This is a genomic window from Amycolatopsis mediterranei (genome assembly GCF_026017845.1).
Lineage (GTDB): Bacteria > Actinomycetota > Actinomycetes > Mycobacteriales > Pseudonocardiaceae > Amycolatopsis > Amycolatopsis mediterranei.
This window is the reverse complement of sequence record NZ_CP100416.1, coordinates 7,166,911-7,182,592: the sequence shown is the minus strand read 5'-3', so window position 1 is coordinate 7,182,592 and position 15,682 is coordinate 7,166,911. Positions and strand designations below refer to the sequence as shown.

At 74.6% G+C, this 15,682-nt stretch carries 9 protein-coding genes; 7 read left to right on the top strand and 2 right to left on the bottom strand.

Annotated features, from left to right (window positions below; genetic code table 11):
* Positions 1-47: 47 nt before the first annotated feature.
* Together ISP_RS31980 and ISP_RS31975 are read right to left on the bottom strand one after the other, a co-directional pair.
* A complete protein-coding gene (locus ISP_RS31980; protein ID WP_014467429.1) occupies positions 48-1,268 on the bottom strand; it encodes an MFS transporter in 1,221 nt (406 codons plus the stop codon).
* On the bottom strand, positions 1,268-2,794 hold the full coding sequence (locus ISP_RS31975; protein WP_013228018.1) for an amino acid adenylation domain-containing protein: 1,527 nt from the start codon (positions 2,792-2,794) through the stop codon (positions 1,268-1,270). Before ISP_RS31975 ends, ISP_RS31980 begins: the two co-directional genes overlap by 1 nt.
* 328 nt (positions 2,795-3,122) lie before the next feature.
* Here ISP_RS31975 and ISP_RS31970 point away from each other — a divergent pair, with 328 nt between their 5' ends.
* The 7 genes from ISP_RS31970 to ISP_RS31940 are packed head-to-tail and all read left to right on the top strand — an operon-like array spanning position 3,123 to position 15,659.
* Complete coding sequence (locus tag ISP_RS31970) at positions 3,123-7,436, top strand: condensation domain-containing protein (protein ID WP_013228017.1); 4,314 nt, start codon at positions 3,123-3,125, stop codon at positions 7,434-7,436.
* Complete coding sequence (locus ISP_RS31965; protein ID WP_013228016.1) at positions 7,433-9,100, top strand: condensation domain-containing protein; 1,668 nt, start codon at positions 7,433-7,435, stop codon at positions 9,098-9,100. The genes ISP_RS31970 and ISP_RS31965 overlap by 4 nt, the downstream gene beginning before the upstream one ends.
* Positions 9,097-9,858, top strand: coding sequence for a thioesterase II family protein (locus tag ISP_RS31960; RefSeq protein ID WP_013228015.1), 762 nt, complete (start codon positions 9,097-9,099; stop codon positions 9,856-9,858). Before ISP_RS31965 ends, ISP_RS31960 begins: the two co-directional genes overlap by 4 nt.
* A gap of 3 nt (positions 9,859-9,861) precedes the next feature.
* Positions 9,862-11,253, top strand: a complete 1,392-nt coding sequence (locus ISP_RS31955; protein WP_013228014.1) for a condensation domain-containing protein — start codon at positions 9,862-9,864, stop codon at positions 11,251-11,253.
* Positions 11,250-12,242: a 2,3-diaminopropionate biosynthesis protein SbnA gene (sbnA, locus tag ISP_RS31950; protein WP_013228013.1), complete on the top strand. Its 993-nt coding sequence runs from the start codon at positions 11,250-11,252 to the stop codon at positions 12,240-12,242. The genes ISP_RS31955 and sbnA overlap by 4 nt, the downstream gene beginning before the upstream one ends.
* Positions 12,239-13,279, top strand: coding sequence for an ornithine cyclodeaminase family protein (locus ISP_RS31945; RefSeq protein ID WP_013228012.1), 1,041 nt, complete (start codon positions 12,239-12,241; stop codon positions 13,277-13,279). Before sbnA ends, ISP_RS31945 begins: the two co-directional genes overlap by 4 nt.
* A 19-nt stretch (positions 13,280-13,298) precedes the next feature.
* Positions 13,299-15,659, top strand: coding sequence for a M20/M25/M40 family metallo-hydrolase (locus ISP_RS31940; RefSeq protein ID WP_013228011.1), 2,361 nt, complete (start codon positions 13,299-13,301; stop codon positions 15,657-15,659).
* The last annotated feature ends 23 nt before the right edge of the window (positions 15,660-15,682 follow it).

Sequence of the window (15,682 nt, the reverse complement as noted above, 5' to 3'; positions counted from 1 at the left end):
CCTCGATCCTGGAACGGCGGCCCGGGGCGGAAAAGTCGGGAGAACCGCTACTCGCGCAGCCCGCGCAGCAGCCGAGGGCCGAACGCGACCAGACCCGCCGTCGCCGCCGCCGCGACGAAGAACGGTGCCCGCAGCGTGAACTGCTGGGCGGCGAGGCCACCGGCGAAGGCACCGAGCGGGGCGAGGCCGTTGACGAACAGCCGGTAGGCGGCGTTGACCCGCCCGTAGGTCTCGGCCGGGATCAGCCGCAGCCGCAGCGTCGTGCTCACCACCCCGCCCAGCGACGCGGCCGCCCCGACCAGCAGCAACGCGGGTGCCGCGACCCAGGCGTCCGAGGTCAGCGCGGCCACCAGCAGCGGGGCGGGACAGAGCGCGAACGCCAGCAGGAGCGTCCGCCGCGCGCCGATCCGCGCGCTGAGGGCCGGGGTGACCACGAACCCGAGCAGGCCGCCCACCGCGATGAGCGCCATGAGCAGCCCGTACATCGCCGGGCTGACGTGCAGCACCTCCAGCGCGTACAGGACGGCGATGCCGAGGACCCCGACGATGGCGAAGTTCAGCACGCCCATGAGCAGGCACAGCGACCGCAGCAGCGGGTGGCGCAGCAGCCGGCGCAGGGCGTCGGCGGTGTCGGTGAGCACCGGGCGCCGCCCCGTCCGCGGTTCGCGCGGCACCGGAGGCAGCCGCCGGCCCAGTGCGGCGATCAGCAGCCCCGACAGCAGGAAGCTGACGGTGTCCACGGCGAACGGCACGGCCGCCGCCCAGGCGAACAGGAACGCCGCGATGGGCGTGCCGATGAACTCGGTGGTGACCATCTGCCCGCCGAAGAGCAGGCTGTTGGCCGAGTCCAGCGACCGCGACCCGGCCACGCTCGGCGTGATCGCCTGCGACAGGTTGTCGGCCAGCGTGTCGATGCAGCTGAGCAGGAAGGCCGTGCCGGCCAAGACCGCGATGCCGACCCCGCCGAACACGGTGACCAGGGTGAACGCGCCCATCAACGCCGTCCGGCCCAGTTCGCAGAGCCACAGCGTCCGCACCCGGTCGAACCGGTCGACGACCACCCCGGTGAACGGGCCGGCCAGCAGCCACGGGAGCTGCCCGGCCACCGTCACCAGGGCGACCAGGAGGGGGTCTCGGGTCAGCACCGCGGCGAAGAGCGCGAAGGCGGCGAAGCGCACGCCGTCGCCGAGACCGGAGATGGTCGTGGCGCTCCAGAGGTACCAGAACCTCGGGTCCGACCGCTTCGAAGTGGTCCCGGTGGCGGCCATCACCCGGCCGGATCCGGCAGGGCGGCCCGGTCGATCTTGCCGACGGCGGTGAGCGGGAACCTGTCCAGCCACACGAAAACGGCCGGGATCATCGCCGGGGGCAGCTGCCCGGCCAGCGCGCGGCGCAGCGCCGCGGCCGGTAGCTCCGGCCCGGCCGCCGAGCGGGTCAGGTAGGCCACCAGCCGCGGCCCGCCGCCGGGTGCGGCCTGCGCCAGCACCACGGCCTGGGCGACCTCGGGGCACGCGGTCAGCGCCGCCTCGACCTCGGCGGGCTCCACCCGGTGGCCGCGGATCTTGACCTGGTGGTCCAGCCGGCCGAGGAACTCCAGGGCGCCGTCCGGCCGCCACCGGGCCCGGTCCCCGGTGCGGTACAGGCGTTCCCCGGCGCGCCCGGGGTGCGGCACGAAGCGCTCCGCGGTCTGGGCCGGGCGGCCCTGGTAGCCCCGGGCCAGCTGCCCGCCCGCGATGACCAGCTCGCCGGTGACCCCGGCCGGGCACGGCGCGCCCGCAGGGTCGAGCACGAGGATCTCCGTGCCGGGAATGGGACTGCCGATCGGAATGGGGTCGGTCACCCCGGCCGCGGCGACCTGGTGCAGGGTGACCGCGATCGTCGCCTCGGTGGGCCCGTAGAGGTTGTACAGCGTGGCGCCGGGGAGCACCGCGGCGAAGCGGGTGGCCAGCTCGGCGTTGAGCTCCTCGCCGCCGCAGATCACCGTGCGCAGCGCGGCCGCGCGCTCGGCGGCGCGCGGTTCGGCCAGGAAGTGGCGCAGCAGAGAGGGGAAGAAGTCGCACGCGGTGACGCCGTAGTGGTCGTGCACGTCGAGCAGGTAGGCGGGGTCGCCGTGGTTGAGCGGCTCGGCGAGCACCAGCCGGCCCCCGCTCATCACCGGCACCAGCAGCTCCCACAGCGACGGGTCCGACGCCAGCGGGGTCTTGTGCAGGACGACGTCGGCGGGCCCGAACCCGAACCGCGCGCACAGCCACCCCAGCTGGGTGGCCAGTGCCTCGTACGGCACCACCACGCCCTTCGGCGTCCCGGTCGACCCGGACGTGTAGACGACGTAGGCGGCCGTCGCCCCCAGGTACGGCACTTCCGGCCGGGTCGCCGGGAAACTCGCCCACTCCGCGCGCACCGTTTCCACCGGGAGGGCGCCCGGCAGGTCGCCCTCGGTGAGCGTCACCGACGGGGCCGAGTCGGCCAAGACGTGCGCCAGCCGGGCGGCGGGCAGGTGCGGGTCGAGCGGCACGTAGACCGCGCCGGCCTTGAAGATGCCGAGCAGTACGGCGACCAGATCGAGGCCGCGGTCCAGGTGCACTCCGACGCGGTCCTCGGCGCCGACACCGCGGGCGCGCAGCCAGTGCGCGATCCGGTTGGCCGACTCGTCCAGCTCGCGGTAGGTGAGCGACACCGACGTCAGGTCCGTGTCGGCGAGCACCGCCACCGCGTCCGGCGTCTCGGCGGCCCGCTGCTCGACCCACCGGTGTGCCGGCCGGCTCCCGGTCCGGGTGGGGGTGTCGACTGACATGTCCGCCTCTCGTGTCTCGGCGCCGGAGGCGGCCGGATCCCTCCGGTGCCGTGGCCAGCCTCATCGCGGCGCGGTTCCCGGCGCCAGTCGGGGAAACGACCCCGGGCCCGGCGGCGTCCGGGACGTCACCGACTACCGCCGTCCCGTGGCGCCGGAAGGATGGGCGCCACCGGTACTGATCCGGCCAAAAGCAGGCCGGCCTCGCGCGGCAAGTAACCGTTGCTACCAGGCCATTCGGCCGTGGCTGTGGGTCGGATCAGTAACGATCGACACCGTATTCGTGCGCGGGACGTGCGGATCTCTTTCGGAACGAAGGTGGTTCGGCTCCATGGGGAACGACTGGCTCAGTCCGGAGCAGCGCAGGCTCCTGGACCGGATGCTCGACGAGGAGGGCGTCGACCGCGGGGAGTCCCCGATCGTGGCGCGCGGGGGCGACCGGTCGGCGCTGCCGCTGTCGTTCGCCCAGGAGCGCATGTGGTTCTTCCACCGCCTGCAGCCGGCCTCCACGATGTACAACATCGTCGGCGCGGCCACCCTGCGCGGGCACACCGACCCGGCGGTCCTGCAGCGCTGCGTCGACGAACTGGTGCGACGGCACGAGGTGCTGCGCTCGACGTTCCACCTGGTCGACGCCGGCACGTCGGTCCAGCGGGTCAACCCGCCCGGTCCGGTCCCGATGCCGGTCGTCGACCTGCGCGAGCTCGACCCGGCCGTGCGCGACGAGGCGGTGCGCGCCCGCTACTCCGACGAGGTGGACCGCCCGTTCGACCTGACGAAGGACCTGCTGCTGCGGCCGACCCTGCTGCGGGTCGCCGACGACGAGCACCTCCTGCTGCTCAGCCAGCACCACATCGCCACCGACGGCTGGTCGCTCGGCATCCTGCTGCAGGAGCTCGCTTCCCTGTACGACGCCTACGCCGCGGACCGGCCGCCCGCGCTGGCCGAACCGGAGCTGCACTACGGCGACTTCGCCCTGTGGCAGCAGGACTGGCAGGCCACCGGGGCGCTCGACGAGCACCTCGAGTACTGGCGGGCGCGGCTCACCGGCGCGCACGCCCTCGACCTGCCCACCGGCCGCCTGCGGGTCGCGGACCGCAGCTGGGACGGCGGCATGTGCGAGGTGCACATCCCCGCCGGGCTGGTCGGCGGCCTCACGGCGCTCGGCGAGTCCGAGCGGGCGACGCTGTTCATGGTGCTGCTCGCCGGGGTGTCCGCCGTGCTCTCCCGGTGGACCGGGCAGCAGGACCTGGTGGTCGGCGTGCCGGTGGCCAACCGCAATCGGAGCGAGATCGAGTCGATGGTCGGCAGCTTCGTCAACACCCTGCCGATGCGGGTCGAGCTGACCGGCGAGCCGACCTTCCTCGACCTGCTGCGGCGCTGCCGCCAGGAGGCGGTGGACGGGTACGCCCACCAGGACGTGCCGTTCGAGAAGATCATCGAGGAGATCAACCCCGAGCGGGAGGCCAGCGCGCACACCCCGCTCATCCGGCACATGCTGGGGCTGCACAACACACCGTGGCACGAGCTGCGGGTGCCCGGCCTCACCGTGGACATCCTCACCCTCGACACCGGCAAGGCCCGGTTCGACCTCGAGTTCGAGCTGACCCCCACCGACGACGGCGCCATCGCCGGGCAGCTGTGGTTCGCCGCGGACATCATGGACGAGCCGTACGTGCGGCGGCTGCTGGACTCGGTGTACGCGGTGCTCGCCGCCGCGGTCGCCGATCCGGAGACGCCGGTGTGGCGGCTGCCGCTGATGGCCGCGCCTGCCGACCTCCCGGCCGCTGAAATCCCCGACGCTCCCGTGGCTCTCCCCGCGGACGTGGTGCTGGGGGACCAAGTGCTGACCCAAGCGGAGTTCACCGCGCGCGTCACCGGACTGGCCCACGACCTGCGCGCCAACCATTGCGTGACCGACGGCAGTGTGGTCGCGCTCTGCCTCCCGCACACCGCCGAGCTGGCGGTCGCCCTGCACGCGGTCCTCGCGGCCGGGGCGGTGGCCCTGCCGCTGGACCCGGCCCTGACCCGCGCCGAGCTCACGGCGGCGATCGCGGAAGCGGCCCCGAAGCGCGTGCTCACGACCGCGGCGCTGGTGGAGGTGCTCGGCGACGCCGCCGTCGACGTGGCCACGCTCGGCTCCTCGGTCACGGATCCGCTGCCGCCACCCGCTTCGGACGCGCCCGCGGTCTGCCTGCGGTCGCGAGGCGGCACGCTGACCACCCACTCCCACGCCGAGCTGGCGGCCCGGGTCCGCGCACTGGCGGCCCGGTTCCCGGCCGCGACGGTCGCCGTGTCCCCGGGGGTCAGTCCCGACCTCCTGGTGACCGCCCTGTGGTGGCCGGTCGTGGCCGGCGGCGCCGTCGTGGTCGGGAAGTCCGGTGGGACAGCGGACTTGGTGCTGACCAACCCGGCCCGGCTGTCCACACTGGACACTCCCGCGCGCCGGGTGCTCAGCACGGGGGAGCCGCTGTGGCCGGACGCCGTCGCCGCGTTCGCCCGCGCGTTCCCGGGCACCGAGCTGGTCAACCTCTACTCCCTCGCCGAGGCGGGCCCGGTGGCCGCGCACGTGGTGGACCCGGCCGCGCCGGCGCCCTCCGGCCGGATCCCGGCCGGCTCCCCGCTGGGCGCCCGGCCCCAGGTGCGCGACGAGCGCGGCGAACCCGTGCCGGACGGGGTGGCGGGTGACCTGCACGTGTTCGCGGCCGGCGTCCTGGTGCCCACCGGTGACCGGGCTCGCTGGAACGTCCGGGGCGAGCTGGAGGTTCTCGGCAAGCCGGCGGGGCGCACGTGGGTGGCCGGGCGGCCGGCCGAACTCGGCGACGTCGTCGCGGAGCTGACCGCGCACCCGGCCGTGTCCCGCGCGCACCTCTCCCGCACCGAAAGCGGTGAGCTGATCGCGCACGTCGTGCCCCGGACCGCCCCGCAGGCCGGTGCCGACGGCGGGCGCGAGCGGTTCGTCCAGGACTACCTCGCGCGGGACCCGGAGAGCGACCCGCTGCTCAACCTCACCGGCTGGCGCAGCCCGGACAGCGGCGCGGTGCTGCCCGCGGCGGCGCTGCGCGAGTGGCTCGACGGCGGGGTGCGGCACATCCTGGACGCCGGGCCGCGGCGGGTGCTGGAGATCGGCTGCCGCAACGGGCAGCTGCTGTTCAAGCTCGCCCCCCGCTGTAACGCCTACCGGGCGACCGAGCTGTCCGGCCGCGCCCGCCGCTCCATCGAGCGGCAGCGCGACCGGCTCGCCGCCAAGGCCGGCGTCGTCGAGCTGGCCGACCTGCCCCCCGACGACCTGACCGGCCTCGGCGGGGACTTCGACACCGTCGTGGTCAACGGGCTCGCCGGGTACTGCCCCGGCCCCGGTTACCTCGAACGCGTCCTCGCCGAGGCGGTCCGGGCGACCCGCCCCGGCGGCACCGTGTTCGTCTCCGACGTGGCGGACCTGACCGCCCGGGAGGCGGCGCACCTGGCCGCCGAGGCCGCCCGCGTGCCGGCCGGCGCGCCCGCCGCCCGGCTGCGGGAGGCCGTCGCCCACCGGGCCGCCACCACCGGCGGCCTGGCCCTGCACCCGGACTGGTTCCGCGAGGCGGCCGCCCGGCTGCCCGGGGTGCGGGACGTGGCCGTCCTGCGTCGCGTGGGCACGCACCCCAGTGAGCTGACCCGGTTCCGGTTCGACGTCGTGCTGCACGTGGCTCTCGACGATCCCCTGCCCCCGGTCCGGGAAGCGGCTTGGGCGGACGTCACCACCGACGGGTTGGCCGAATTCCTCGCCGTCGCGCCGGATCTCGTTGTCCTGCACGGCATCCCGGTGGCCGGCCTGACCGGGGTCGCGGCGGCGCTCGACCGGCTCGCCACCGCGGACACCGCCGGCGAAGTGCGCCGGGTCCTCGACGATCCCGAGCCCGGGGTGGACCCGGCCGAGGTGGTGGCCGCGGCGGCCGCGCTGGGCTTCGACGCGGCCGCCGGGCCGGCCGGGGCCGGGTTCGCCGAACTGACCGTGGCCCTGCGCCGGCAGGGGAGCAGCGCCGTGCCGCTTTCGCGGGTGCTCGCCGCGACCGTCCCCGCCGGGGCGTGCCCCGGCCCGCTGGCCGCGGACACCGCCTTCGCCGAGTGGGCCAGGACGATGCCCGCCGTGGTCCGCGGCTGGCTGCGGGACCGGCTGCCGCTCAACGTCGTCCCCGCGTCGGTGGTGCCGGTCACCGCCTGGCCGCACCGTCCCGACGGCTCGACGGAGACCGCCGTCTTCACCGCGGCGGCCGGTGCGGAGCCCGAGGCCGAGACGGACACCGGCGAGCCCCGGACCGCGACGCAGAAGACCGTGCTGAACATCTGGTCGGACATCCTCGGCGTGGACCACATGGGCATCAACGACGACTTCTTCGCCCTCGGCGGCCATTCACTGATGGGGGCACTCGTCGTCGACCGGCTGCGCGAGGAGTTCGCCGTCGACCTGCCGCTGGGCCAGCTGTTCCAGACCCCCACCGTCGCCGAGGTCGCCGAGTACATCGACGGCCGGAGCAGCCCGGGACCGGACCCGGCCCCGGAGGACGAGGCGCCCGCTGTGCCTATTCGTGCGCTGGACCGCTCGGCGTTCCGCCGCAAGCGGCCCGCGTCCTCCCCGTCCGGCGCACAGGAGCGGAGCCGATGACCGACGTTCACCAGGAAGAAGAACAGGACGTCTTCGTCGTCCCGACGTCGTTCGCCCAGCAGAGCATGTGGCTGGAGAACGAGCTGGACCCCGGCCAGGCCACCTACCACGTGGTGGCCGCGGTCCGGCTGGCCGGCGCGCTCGACCGGGACGCACTCGAACGCGGCCTCAACACCGTGGTGGCCCGGCACGAGGCCCTGCACACCGTGTTCGAGCTCGACGACGACGGCCCGGTCCAGGTCATCGGGCCCGCGCCGGTGCTGACCGTCGGCGTCACCGACGTCGACCCGGCCGCCGCCGAGGCCGCGGTCGCCGCCGAAGTCCGCGTGCCGTTCGACCTCGAGCGCGGCCCGCTGGTGCGCCTGGCGCTGCTGCGCACCGCGCCCGAAGAGCACATCGCCGTGCTCACCATGCACCACATCGTCACCGACGGGCTTTCCTCGGCGATCTTCGTCGCCGAGCTGGCCGCCTGCTACGTCGCCTACCACGAGGGCCGCGAGCCGGAGCTGCCGCCGCTGCCCATCCAGTACGCCGACTTCGCGGTCTGGCAACGGGAAAACCTGACCGGCGCGAAGCTGGCCGCGCTCGAGGAGTACTGGAAAGGCAGTCTCGCCGGGGCACCCGCCCTCACGCTGGCCACGGACCGGCCGCACCCGGCCGTCCCCTCGGCCGAGGGCGCCACGCACGTGTTCGCGGTGCCGGCCGCGCTCGTCGGGGAGGTGGAGGCCTTCGCCAGGGCGGAGCGCGTCACCGCGTTCATGGTCTTCCTCACCGCCTTCGACGTGCTGCTGGCCCGCTACAGCGGCCAGCGCGACATCACGGTGGTCTCCCCGATGGCCGGGCGGGTCCGGCCGGAAGTGGAGAACCTGATCGGGTTCTTCGTCAACCCGCTGCTGCTGCGCGTCGACCTCGATGACGCGCTTCCGGCCCGCGAACTCCTCGCCCGCGTCCGCGCCACCTGCGCCGGGGCGTACGAGCACCAGGAGTTCCCGTTCGAGCTGGCCCTGGAGATCCTGCGCGCCGAGCGGGGCGCCCCAGCCGGCACCCCGCAGGCGCAGGCGATGCTGGTCCTGCAGAACCAGCCCCCGGTCGATCTGCGGGCCGCCGGGCTCGCCTTCGAGCCGCTGCGGGCGGACACCCGCACCGCGGGCTACGAGCTGGCCCTCGACCTCGAGCCGGACGGCACCGGCGCGTACCGGGCCTTCCTGGAGTACTCCCGCGACCTGTTCGACGAGGCCACCGCGAAGGAAATGGCGGACGCGTTCGTCGACGTCCTCGCCGGAATCGTTGCCGATCCCGCCGCCCCGGTGGACCTGGCCGCCGTGCGCGAGCCACCACGGCAGCGGACGGTTGAACCCCAGCCCGAGCCGGTGGCCGCCGAAGTCGCGTACCGCGCGCCGGAGACCCCGATCGAGATCGAGCTGCAGGAGGTGTTCGGCGAGCTGCTGAGCGCCGGCCGGGTCGGGATGGACGACGACTTCTTCGTCCTGGGCGGCGATTCGCTGTCGTTGATCCAGCTGCGCAACCGGATCCGCGAGCGGTTCGGGGTGGAGTTCCGCGTCCGCGACCTGACCACCCGGGTCGACATCGCCACGCTGGCGCCGATGGTGCTGCGGCGGATGCTCGAGCAGGACCCGGACGCCTCGGTGAAGGAGAACCCGTGACCGCCACCCGCGCGCCCCGCCGTCCCCGGTGGTTCCTGCGCGAACCCTCGCCCGACGCCGGCGTCCGGCTGTTCTGCCTGCCCTATTCCGGCTGCGGCGCCAGCATGTACCGGCAGTGGCCGGCGACCGTCGCCGACATCGAGATCTGCCCGGTGCAGCTGCCCGGCCGGGAGAACCGGATGCGGGAGGAACCGTTCTCTTCCTTCGGTTCCCTGGCCGAGATGCTGTGCGACGCGCTGGCGCCCCACCTCGACCGGCCGTTCGCGTTCTTCGGGCACTGCAGCTCGGCGCTCGTCGCCTACGAGACCGCGCTGCGGCTGCAGCGGCGCGGCCTCCCGGTGCCCGCTCGGCTCTTCGTGTCTTCCCAGGTCGCCCCGCACAAGGGCCCGCACGGCCGCTTCCTGGAGATGTCGGAGGACGAGCTGCGCGCGGAGGTCGTCACCCTGATCACCGCGCTCGGCGGCGTCCCGCGCCCGGACATGGTCGACCTGAGCCTCGAAGTGCTGCTGTCCGATGTGGACGCCCACAAGGCGTACGGGGTCAGCCCGCCGGAACCGTTGCCCTGCCCGGCGTCCGTGCTCGGCTGGGACGAGGACGTCGAGGTCCCGCACGAGCTGCTGCACGACTGGGCCGAGCTGGGCGAGACCACGTTCCGGCTGCTGCACGGCCCGCACTACGGCTTCATCGGGGGTCCCGAGGCGCTGCTGCGCGCGTTCGCGACGGACCTCGGCCGCACCCACCAGCCGCAGGCCGGGTGAGGCGTGCACCCCTCCGACACGACTTCGCGAGCCGAGCTGGAGGCCGCGCTGCTGCGCCGGCTGCGCGGCGGCTCCCCGGCCATCCCCCGCCTGCCGAGGCCGTCCGGCCCGGCCCGGTTCCCGGCGTCCCCGGCCCAGGCCGAGGCGTGCGCCCGGGCGTGGCGGGACCCGGCCCGGCCGGATCGGGTCGTCCTCACCGGACTCCGGCTGCGCGGCCCGCTGGACGTCCGCGCGCTCGAACGCGCCCTCGCCGCCGTCGTGCGGCGGCACGAGACCCTGCGGACCGCGTTCGAGGAGACCGCGGACGGGCTGGTGCAGGTGATCAGCCCGGTCCTCGACGTCCCGGTGACGGTCGTCGAGGCGACCGAAGACGACTTCGCCGCGCAGACCCTGGCCGCCCTGGAACCGGCGATGGACCTGCGCACCGGCCCGCTGATCCGGTTCCGGCTGCTGCGCTTGGCCGCCGACGAGCACATCGCGATCGTCGTGCTGCACCACGTCATCGCCGACGCCCGGGCCACCGAGGTGCTGCTCGCCGACCTCGCCGAGGCCTACCTCGGCGCGGACCTGGCGCCCCTGCCGATCCAGTACGCCGACTTCGTGGTGTGGCAGCGCGACCGGCCGGGGCGGGCCGCCGCCGTCACCGCGAACGTCGAGTACTGGCGGACCAGGCTCGCCGATGCGCCGGCCGTCCCGATCCCGGCGGACTTCCCGCCGTTCGACGGGCCCGCCCACCGGGGTGACCTGCTCACCGTGGGCGTCCCGGACGACCTGTTCGCCCGGCTGCGCGCGTTCGCCCGCGCCCACGACACCACGATCTTCGTCACCGCGCTCGCCGCGTTCCAGGTGCTGCTCGCCCGGCTCGGCGGCACCCGTGACGTCGCCGTCTCCGTTCCGGTCACCTTGCGCGACCGGGCCCAGGTGGAAGGCCTGATCGCCGACTTCTCCCAGGCCGTGGTGAGCCGGCTCGACCTGGCGGGTGGCCCGTCCTTCGAGACCGTGGTCGCCACCGCGCGGGACCGGTTCGCCGAGGACCTCGACCACGCCGGCGTGCCGCGCGAGCGGGTGGTGCGGGCGCTGCCGGGGCACGTCGCGGAGCTGTTCGACCGCGTGGAGTTCGGCGTCGACCGTGAGACGGCCACCGACGGTGCCGGCCTCGACCTGGAGCCCCTGCCGCCGCGCCTGCCGTACGCCGAGCGTCCCCTCACGGTGCGTCTCGGCCACGACGAGGAGCACGCGACGCTGTACGTCACCTACCGCTGCCGGGACTTCTCCCGGGCGCGCGTCGCCGAGCTGGCGGAGGACTACCTCACCGTGCTGGCCGGCGGTCTCGACCACCCCGCCGCCGGCCTCTTCGGCCCGGGCGCGCCCGCCCTGCGGATCGGGCGCCGATGAGCCGCATCTACCGCGACGCCACCGAACTCGTCTTCGACGACGTGTTCCTCGAACTGTCCGGGGTGCTGGCCGAGAGCCGGGTCATCCTCAAGATCGAGGGCCTCAACCCCGCCGGGTCGATCAAGTTCAAGACCGCGCTCGGCCTGGTGGACTCCGTCGAGCGCGACGGCAGGCTGCGGCCGGGCGGGCGGGTCGTCGAATCGTCGTCCGGCAGTCTCGGGGTGGCGCTGAGCCAGGTGTGCGCCCAGCGCGGCTACCGGTTCACCTGTGTGGTCGACCCGGTGACCAACCCGCAGGCGATCGCCCACATGCGGGCCATGGGCGCGGACGTGCTGACCGTGCGCGACCGCGACGAGAACGGCGGTTTCCTGGCCACCCGGATCCGGCTCATCGAGCGGCTGCTCCGCGAGGACCCGGAGCTGGTGTGGGTGAACCAGTACGCCAACCCGGCCAACCCCGCCGTGCACGCCAGGCTGACTGCCCGGTCGATCCTGGACGCCGTGCCGCACGTGCACTACCTGTTCGTCGGGGTCGGCACCGCGGGCACGATGATGGGCTGTGTGGCCGCGTTCCGCCGGTCGTCCCCGGCCACCCGGATCATCGCTGCCGACTCGGTCGGTTCGGTCACCTTCGGGCAGGCACCCGGCCCCCGGCACATCCCCGGCCTCGGCACCAGCAGGCACCCCGAGATCTGCGACCCCACCGCCCCCGACGACCTGGTCCGGATCCGCGAGATCGACACGATCCGCGAGTGCCGCGATCTGTCGCGCCGCACGGGCCTGCTCGTCGGCGGCTCCACCGGCACGGTGGTCCGGGCCATTCGCAGCTACGCCGACCGCATTCCCCCGGGCAGCACGGTGGTCGCGATCTCGCCCGACTTCGGCGACCGCTACCTGAGCACGATCTACGACTCGGACTGGGTCGAGCGCACCTACGGTCTCAGCCCCACCGAGCCCCTTTCCCCGAGCGAAACGGTGATGAGGTCATGAGTTCCTGGCTGACCGGTGCCCTGCCCGAGCCACGGCCCGAGTCCCTGCTCTTCCTCCGCCGGGACGAGGTGGTCGAGTGCCTCGAGGACTGCGACCCGGTCGGCATCGTCCGCGACGCACTCCTCGCCCACGGTGCCGGGAACACAACCCTGCCCGGCGAGGCGTACCTGGCGTGGCACAACGGGAAGGGCGCCTACACCCGCTCCATCGGCATGCCCGGCGCGGTGGCGGGCCGCGACTACGGCATGAAGATCATCAACGCCAGCGTCACCAACCCGGAGCTCGGCCTGGAACGCGCGGGCGGTCTCGGCCTGTGCTTCGACCCGGAGACCGCGCGGGTGACCACGGTCATGGAGGTGGGGGTCCTCAGCGCCGTCCGCACCGCGGCGGTCAGCGTGCTCGCCGTCGAGGCGGCCGGCTACGGCGCCGCGGCGCGCGTCGCCGTCGTCGGCTGCGGGACCCAGGCCCGGCTGCACCTGGCCCTGCTGCTCTCCCGCACGGACACGGTCCGGGAGGTCACCCTCTTCGACGAGCGGCCCGCCGCGGCGGAGGCCCTGGCCGAGGCGCTGACGGCCCGGCATCCCCGGTTGGCGGTCACGGTCGCCTCCGGCGTCCCGGAAGCCGTGGATGGCCAGGACATCGTCTTCTTCCTCACCACCGCGTCCGAAGGCTATGTCCGGAAGTCGTGGATCAGCCGGGGCGCACTGCTGGTGAACGTCTCCCTCGGCGACCTCACCGACGAGGTCCTGACCGGCGCCCACTCGCTGTACATCGACGACCTCCGGCTCATCGTCGAGAACCCCCGCCGCCCGCTGGGCCGGCTCATCAACGACGGCCGGGTCGCCCCGGCCGCCGCCGACGGGCCCTCCGTCACCGCCACGATCGCCGAACTGCTGGCGCATCCCGGCCGGCCCACCGAGGACGGCTACGTCGTGGTCAACCCGTTCGGCCTCGGCGTACTGGACGTGGCGTTGTTCGCCGAAGTCCGCGTCCAGGCGGAGAAAGCCGGCCGGGGCCAACGCCTCCGCCTCCTCTGAGGAGCATCCCCTGACCACCGTGAAGGAACCCGACCCCCAGTCCGCCACGCCGCGCGAGCGGACCGGCGGCGGCTCGCCCGTGCGACGCGGCTGGCCCGCGTGGGCCGCAGGCGTGCTGGTCCTGCTGCTCGCGGTGGGTTCCGTGCTCTACAGCGCGATCGCACCCGAGCCGCGCCCCGCCGACGCGCCGGCGACGGAGTTCTCCGCGACCAGGGCGCGGGCCGAACTGGACCGGATCGCCCAGCGGCCGCACCCGGCGGGATCAACGGCCAACGAGCAGGTCCGGGACCGGCTGGTGGCCCGGCTCACCGAGCTGGGGCTGCGGCCGTCGGTGCAGCGGACGAGCGCGGGAGTGGCCGGGACGGAGTCCGCGCACGCCTACGGCTGGGTGCAGAACGTGTCCGCCACCCTGCCCGGGACCGCGCACACGGGCCGCGTCCTGCTGGTGGCCCACTACGACTCGGTGGAGATCGGCCCCGGCGCCACCGACGACGGGGCCGGGGTCGTGACCCTGCTGGAGATCGCGCGGGTGCTCACCGCCGTGCCGGCGCAGCGGGCCGACGTCACCTTCGTGTTCACCGACAGCGAGGAGTTCGGGCAGCTGGGCGCCCGGGCGTTCGCCGGGGCCGGCCTGCTGGGCGACCCGGCGCGCGACGTGGTGCTGAACCTGGACGCCCGGGGCACGACGGGCCGGACCATCATGTTCGAGACCGGCGCGCACAGCGCCGCGCTCATGCCCGCGTTGCGGGCCGGCGCGCCGCTGGCGACGTCGCTGTCCCGCGAGGTGTACCGGCTGCTGCCGAACGACACCGATTTCACCGTCTTCCGCGGGGCGTCGCACACCGGGCTGAACTTCGCGATGATCGACGGCAGCGCCCCGTACCACTCCGAGCTGGACGATCTGTCCCATGTGGACTCCGCCGCGCTCCAGGACATGGGGGACACGGTGCTGGCCGCGACGAGAACGCTGGCGGCGGCCGACCTTCCGGGACTCGCCGGCGCGGGCGAGTCGGAGTACTTCACCGTGTTCGGTCTCGTGGTGGACTACCCCTCCGGAGCGGTCCTGCCGCTGGCGGCGCTCGCCCTGCTGGCGGCCGCGGTCGCGGTGTGGCTCGCCCGCCGCCGTGGCCGGCTGCGCCTCGCCGGGACCGCGCGCTGCGCCGCCGCGGCCCTGCTGGTGCCGGTCGCCGGCGCGGCGATCGGCTGGCTCGCGTGGCAGGCCGTGGTGCTCACCGGCCCGGGCAACGGCCGGTTCCTCGGCGGCGACCCCTATTCCGTGGTGCTCGCGAGAACCGGTCTGGTGCTGCTGGTTCTGGTGCCGGCGGCGTTGTGGCTGGTGTGGTTCGCCCGCCGCCGCGGCCGGCCGGCGGAGCTCGCGGCGGGTGGCTTGTTCGTCATGGCCGTGCTCGCGGTGGTGGCCGCGGTACTGGTGCCCGGCGCGGCTTACCTGTTCACGTGGCCCGCGTTCGCCGGGGCGGCCGGGCTGGTCGTGACGGCCCGGGTGCCGGTGGACTCACCGTGGCGGCCCGCGGTCGCCTGGCTGTCCGGCGTGCCTGCCGTGCTGCTGCTGGTCCCGCTCGTGTGGCTGCTGTTCGGCACGGTGGGGCTCGCGCTCGCCGCCGTCCCGCTGCTGCTGCTCGGCCTGGCCGCGGTGACGGTGTTCCCGGCGTGGCGCACCCCGCCGCGCACCCGGCCGGTGCTCGCCGCGGCGGCCGTCGTGGCACTGACGGCCACCGGCCTGGTCGTCTCCGACGCCGTGGCCGACCAGCCCGGCGCACCGGACCCCGCGCAGGTGAGCCTGGTGTACGCGCTGGACGCCGACCGGCACGAGGCGATCTGGGCCAGCGAGGGCGACGGCTCCGGCGAGTGGGCCCGCGAGCACGCCCCGGCCGACGATCCCGGTGTCGAGCAACGGTTTCCCGCGTTGTACGGGTCCGAGGGAACGCGCAGCGGGCCGGCCCCAGTGGTTACGGTGCCCGAAGCCGCCATGAAGGTGCTGGGGGAGTCCGCGGACGGCGACCTGAGAACCGTGCGGCTGCACATCTCGGTCACCGGCCGGCCCACCCAGCTGACGATCTACTCCGCCACCGACGGCGCCCCGGTCGTCCGGGCCGAGGTGGGGGGAACCACGTTCCCCGGCGGAACGAACCGGCCGTCCACGACCACCGGCTGGCGGTGGGGCCTGACGTTGTCCGCGCCACCGCCGGAAGGGGCCGAGCTGACGCTCACGGTCCGCGGTCCGGCGCCCGCGCACCTGCTCCTGGCCGCGCGCAGCCCCGACTTCCCACTGTCCGCTTTGGACGGACCCCGGCCGGACTCGGTCCGGTGGGGCGGTTACTCCAGCGGCCTGACGTTCGCGACCCGCTCGTACCGGATCTGACCCGCGCGAGGCGGTGGGCGCGC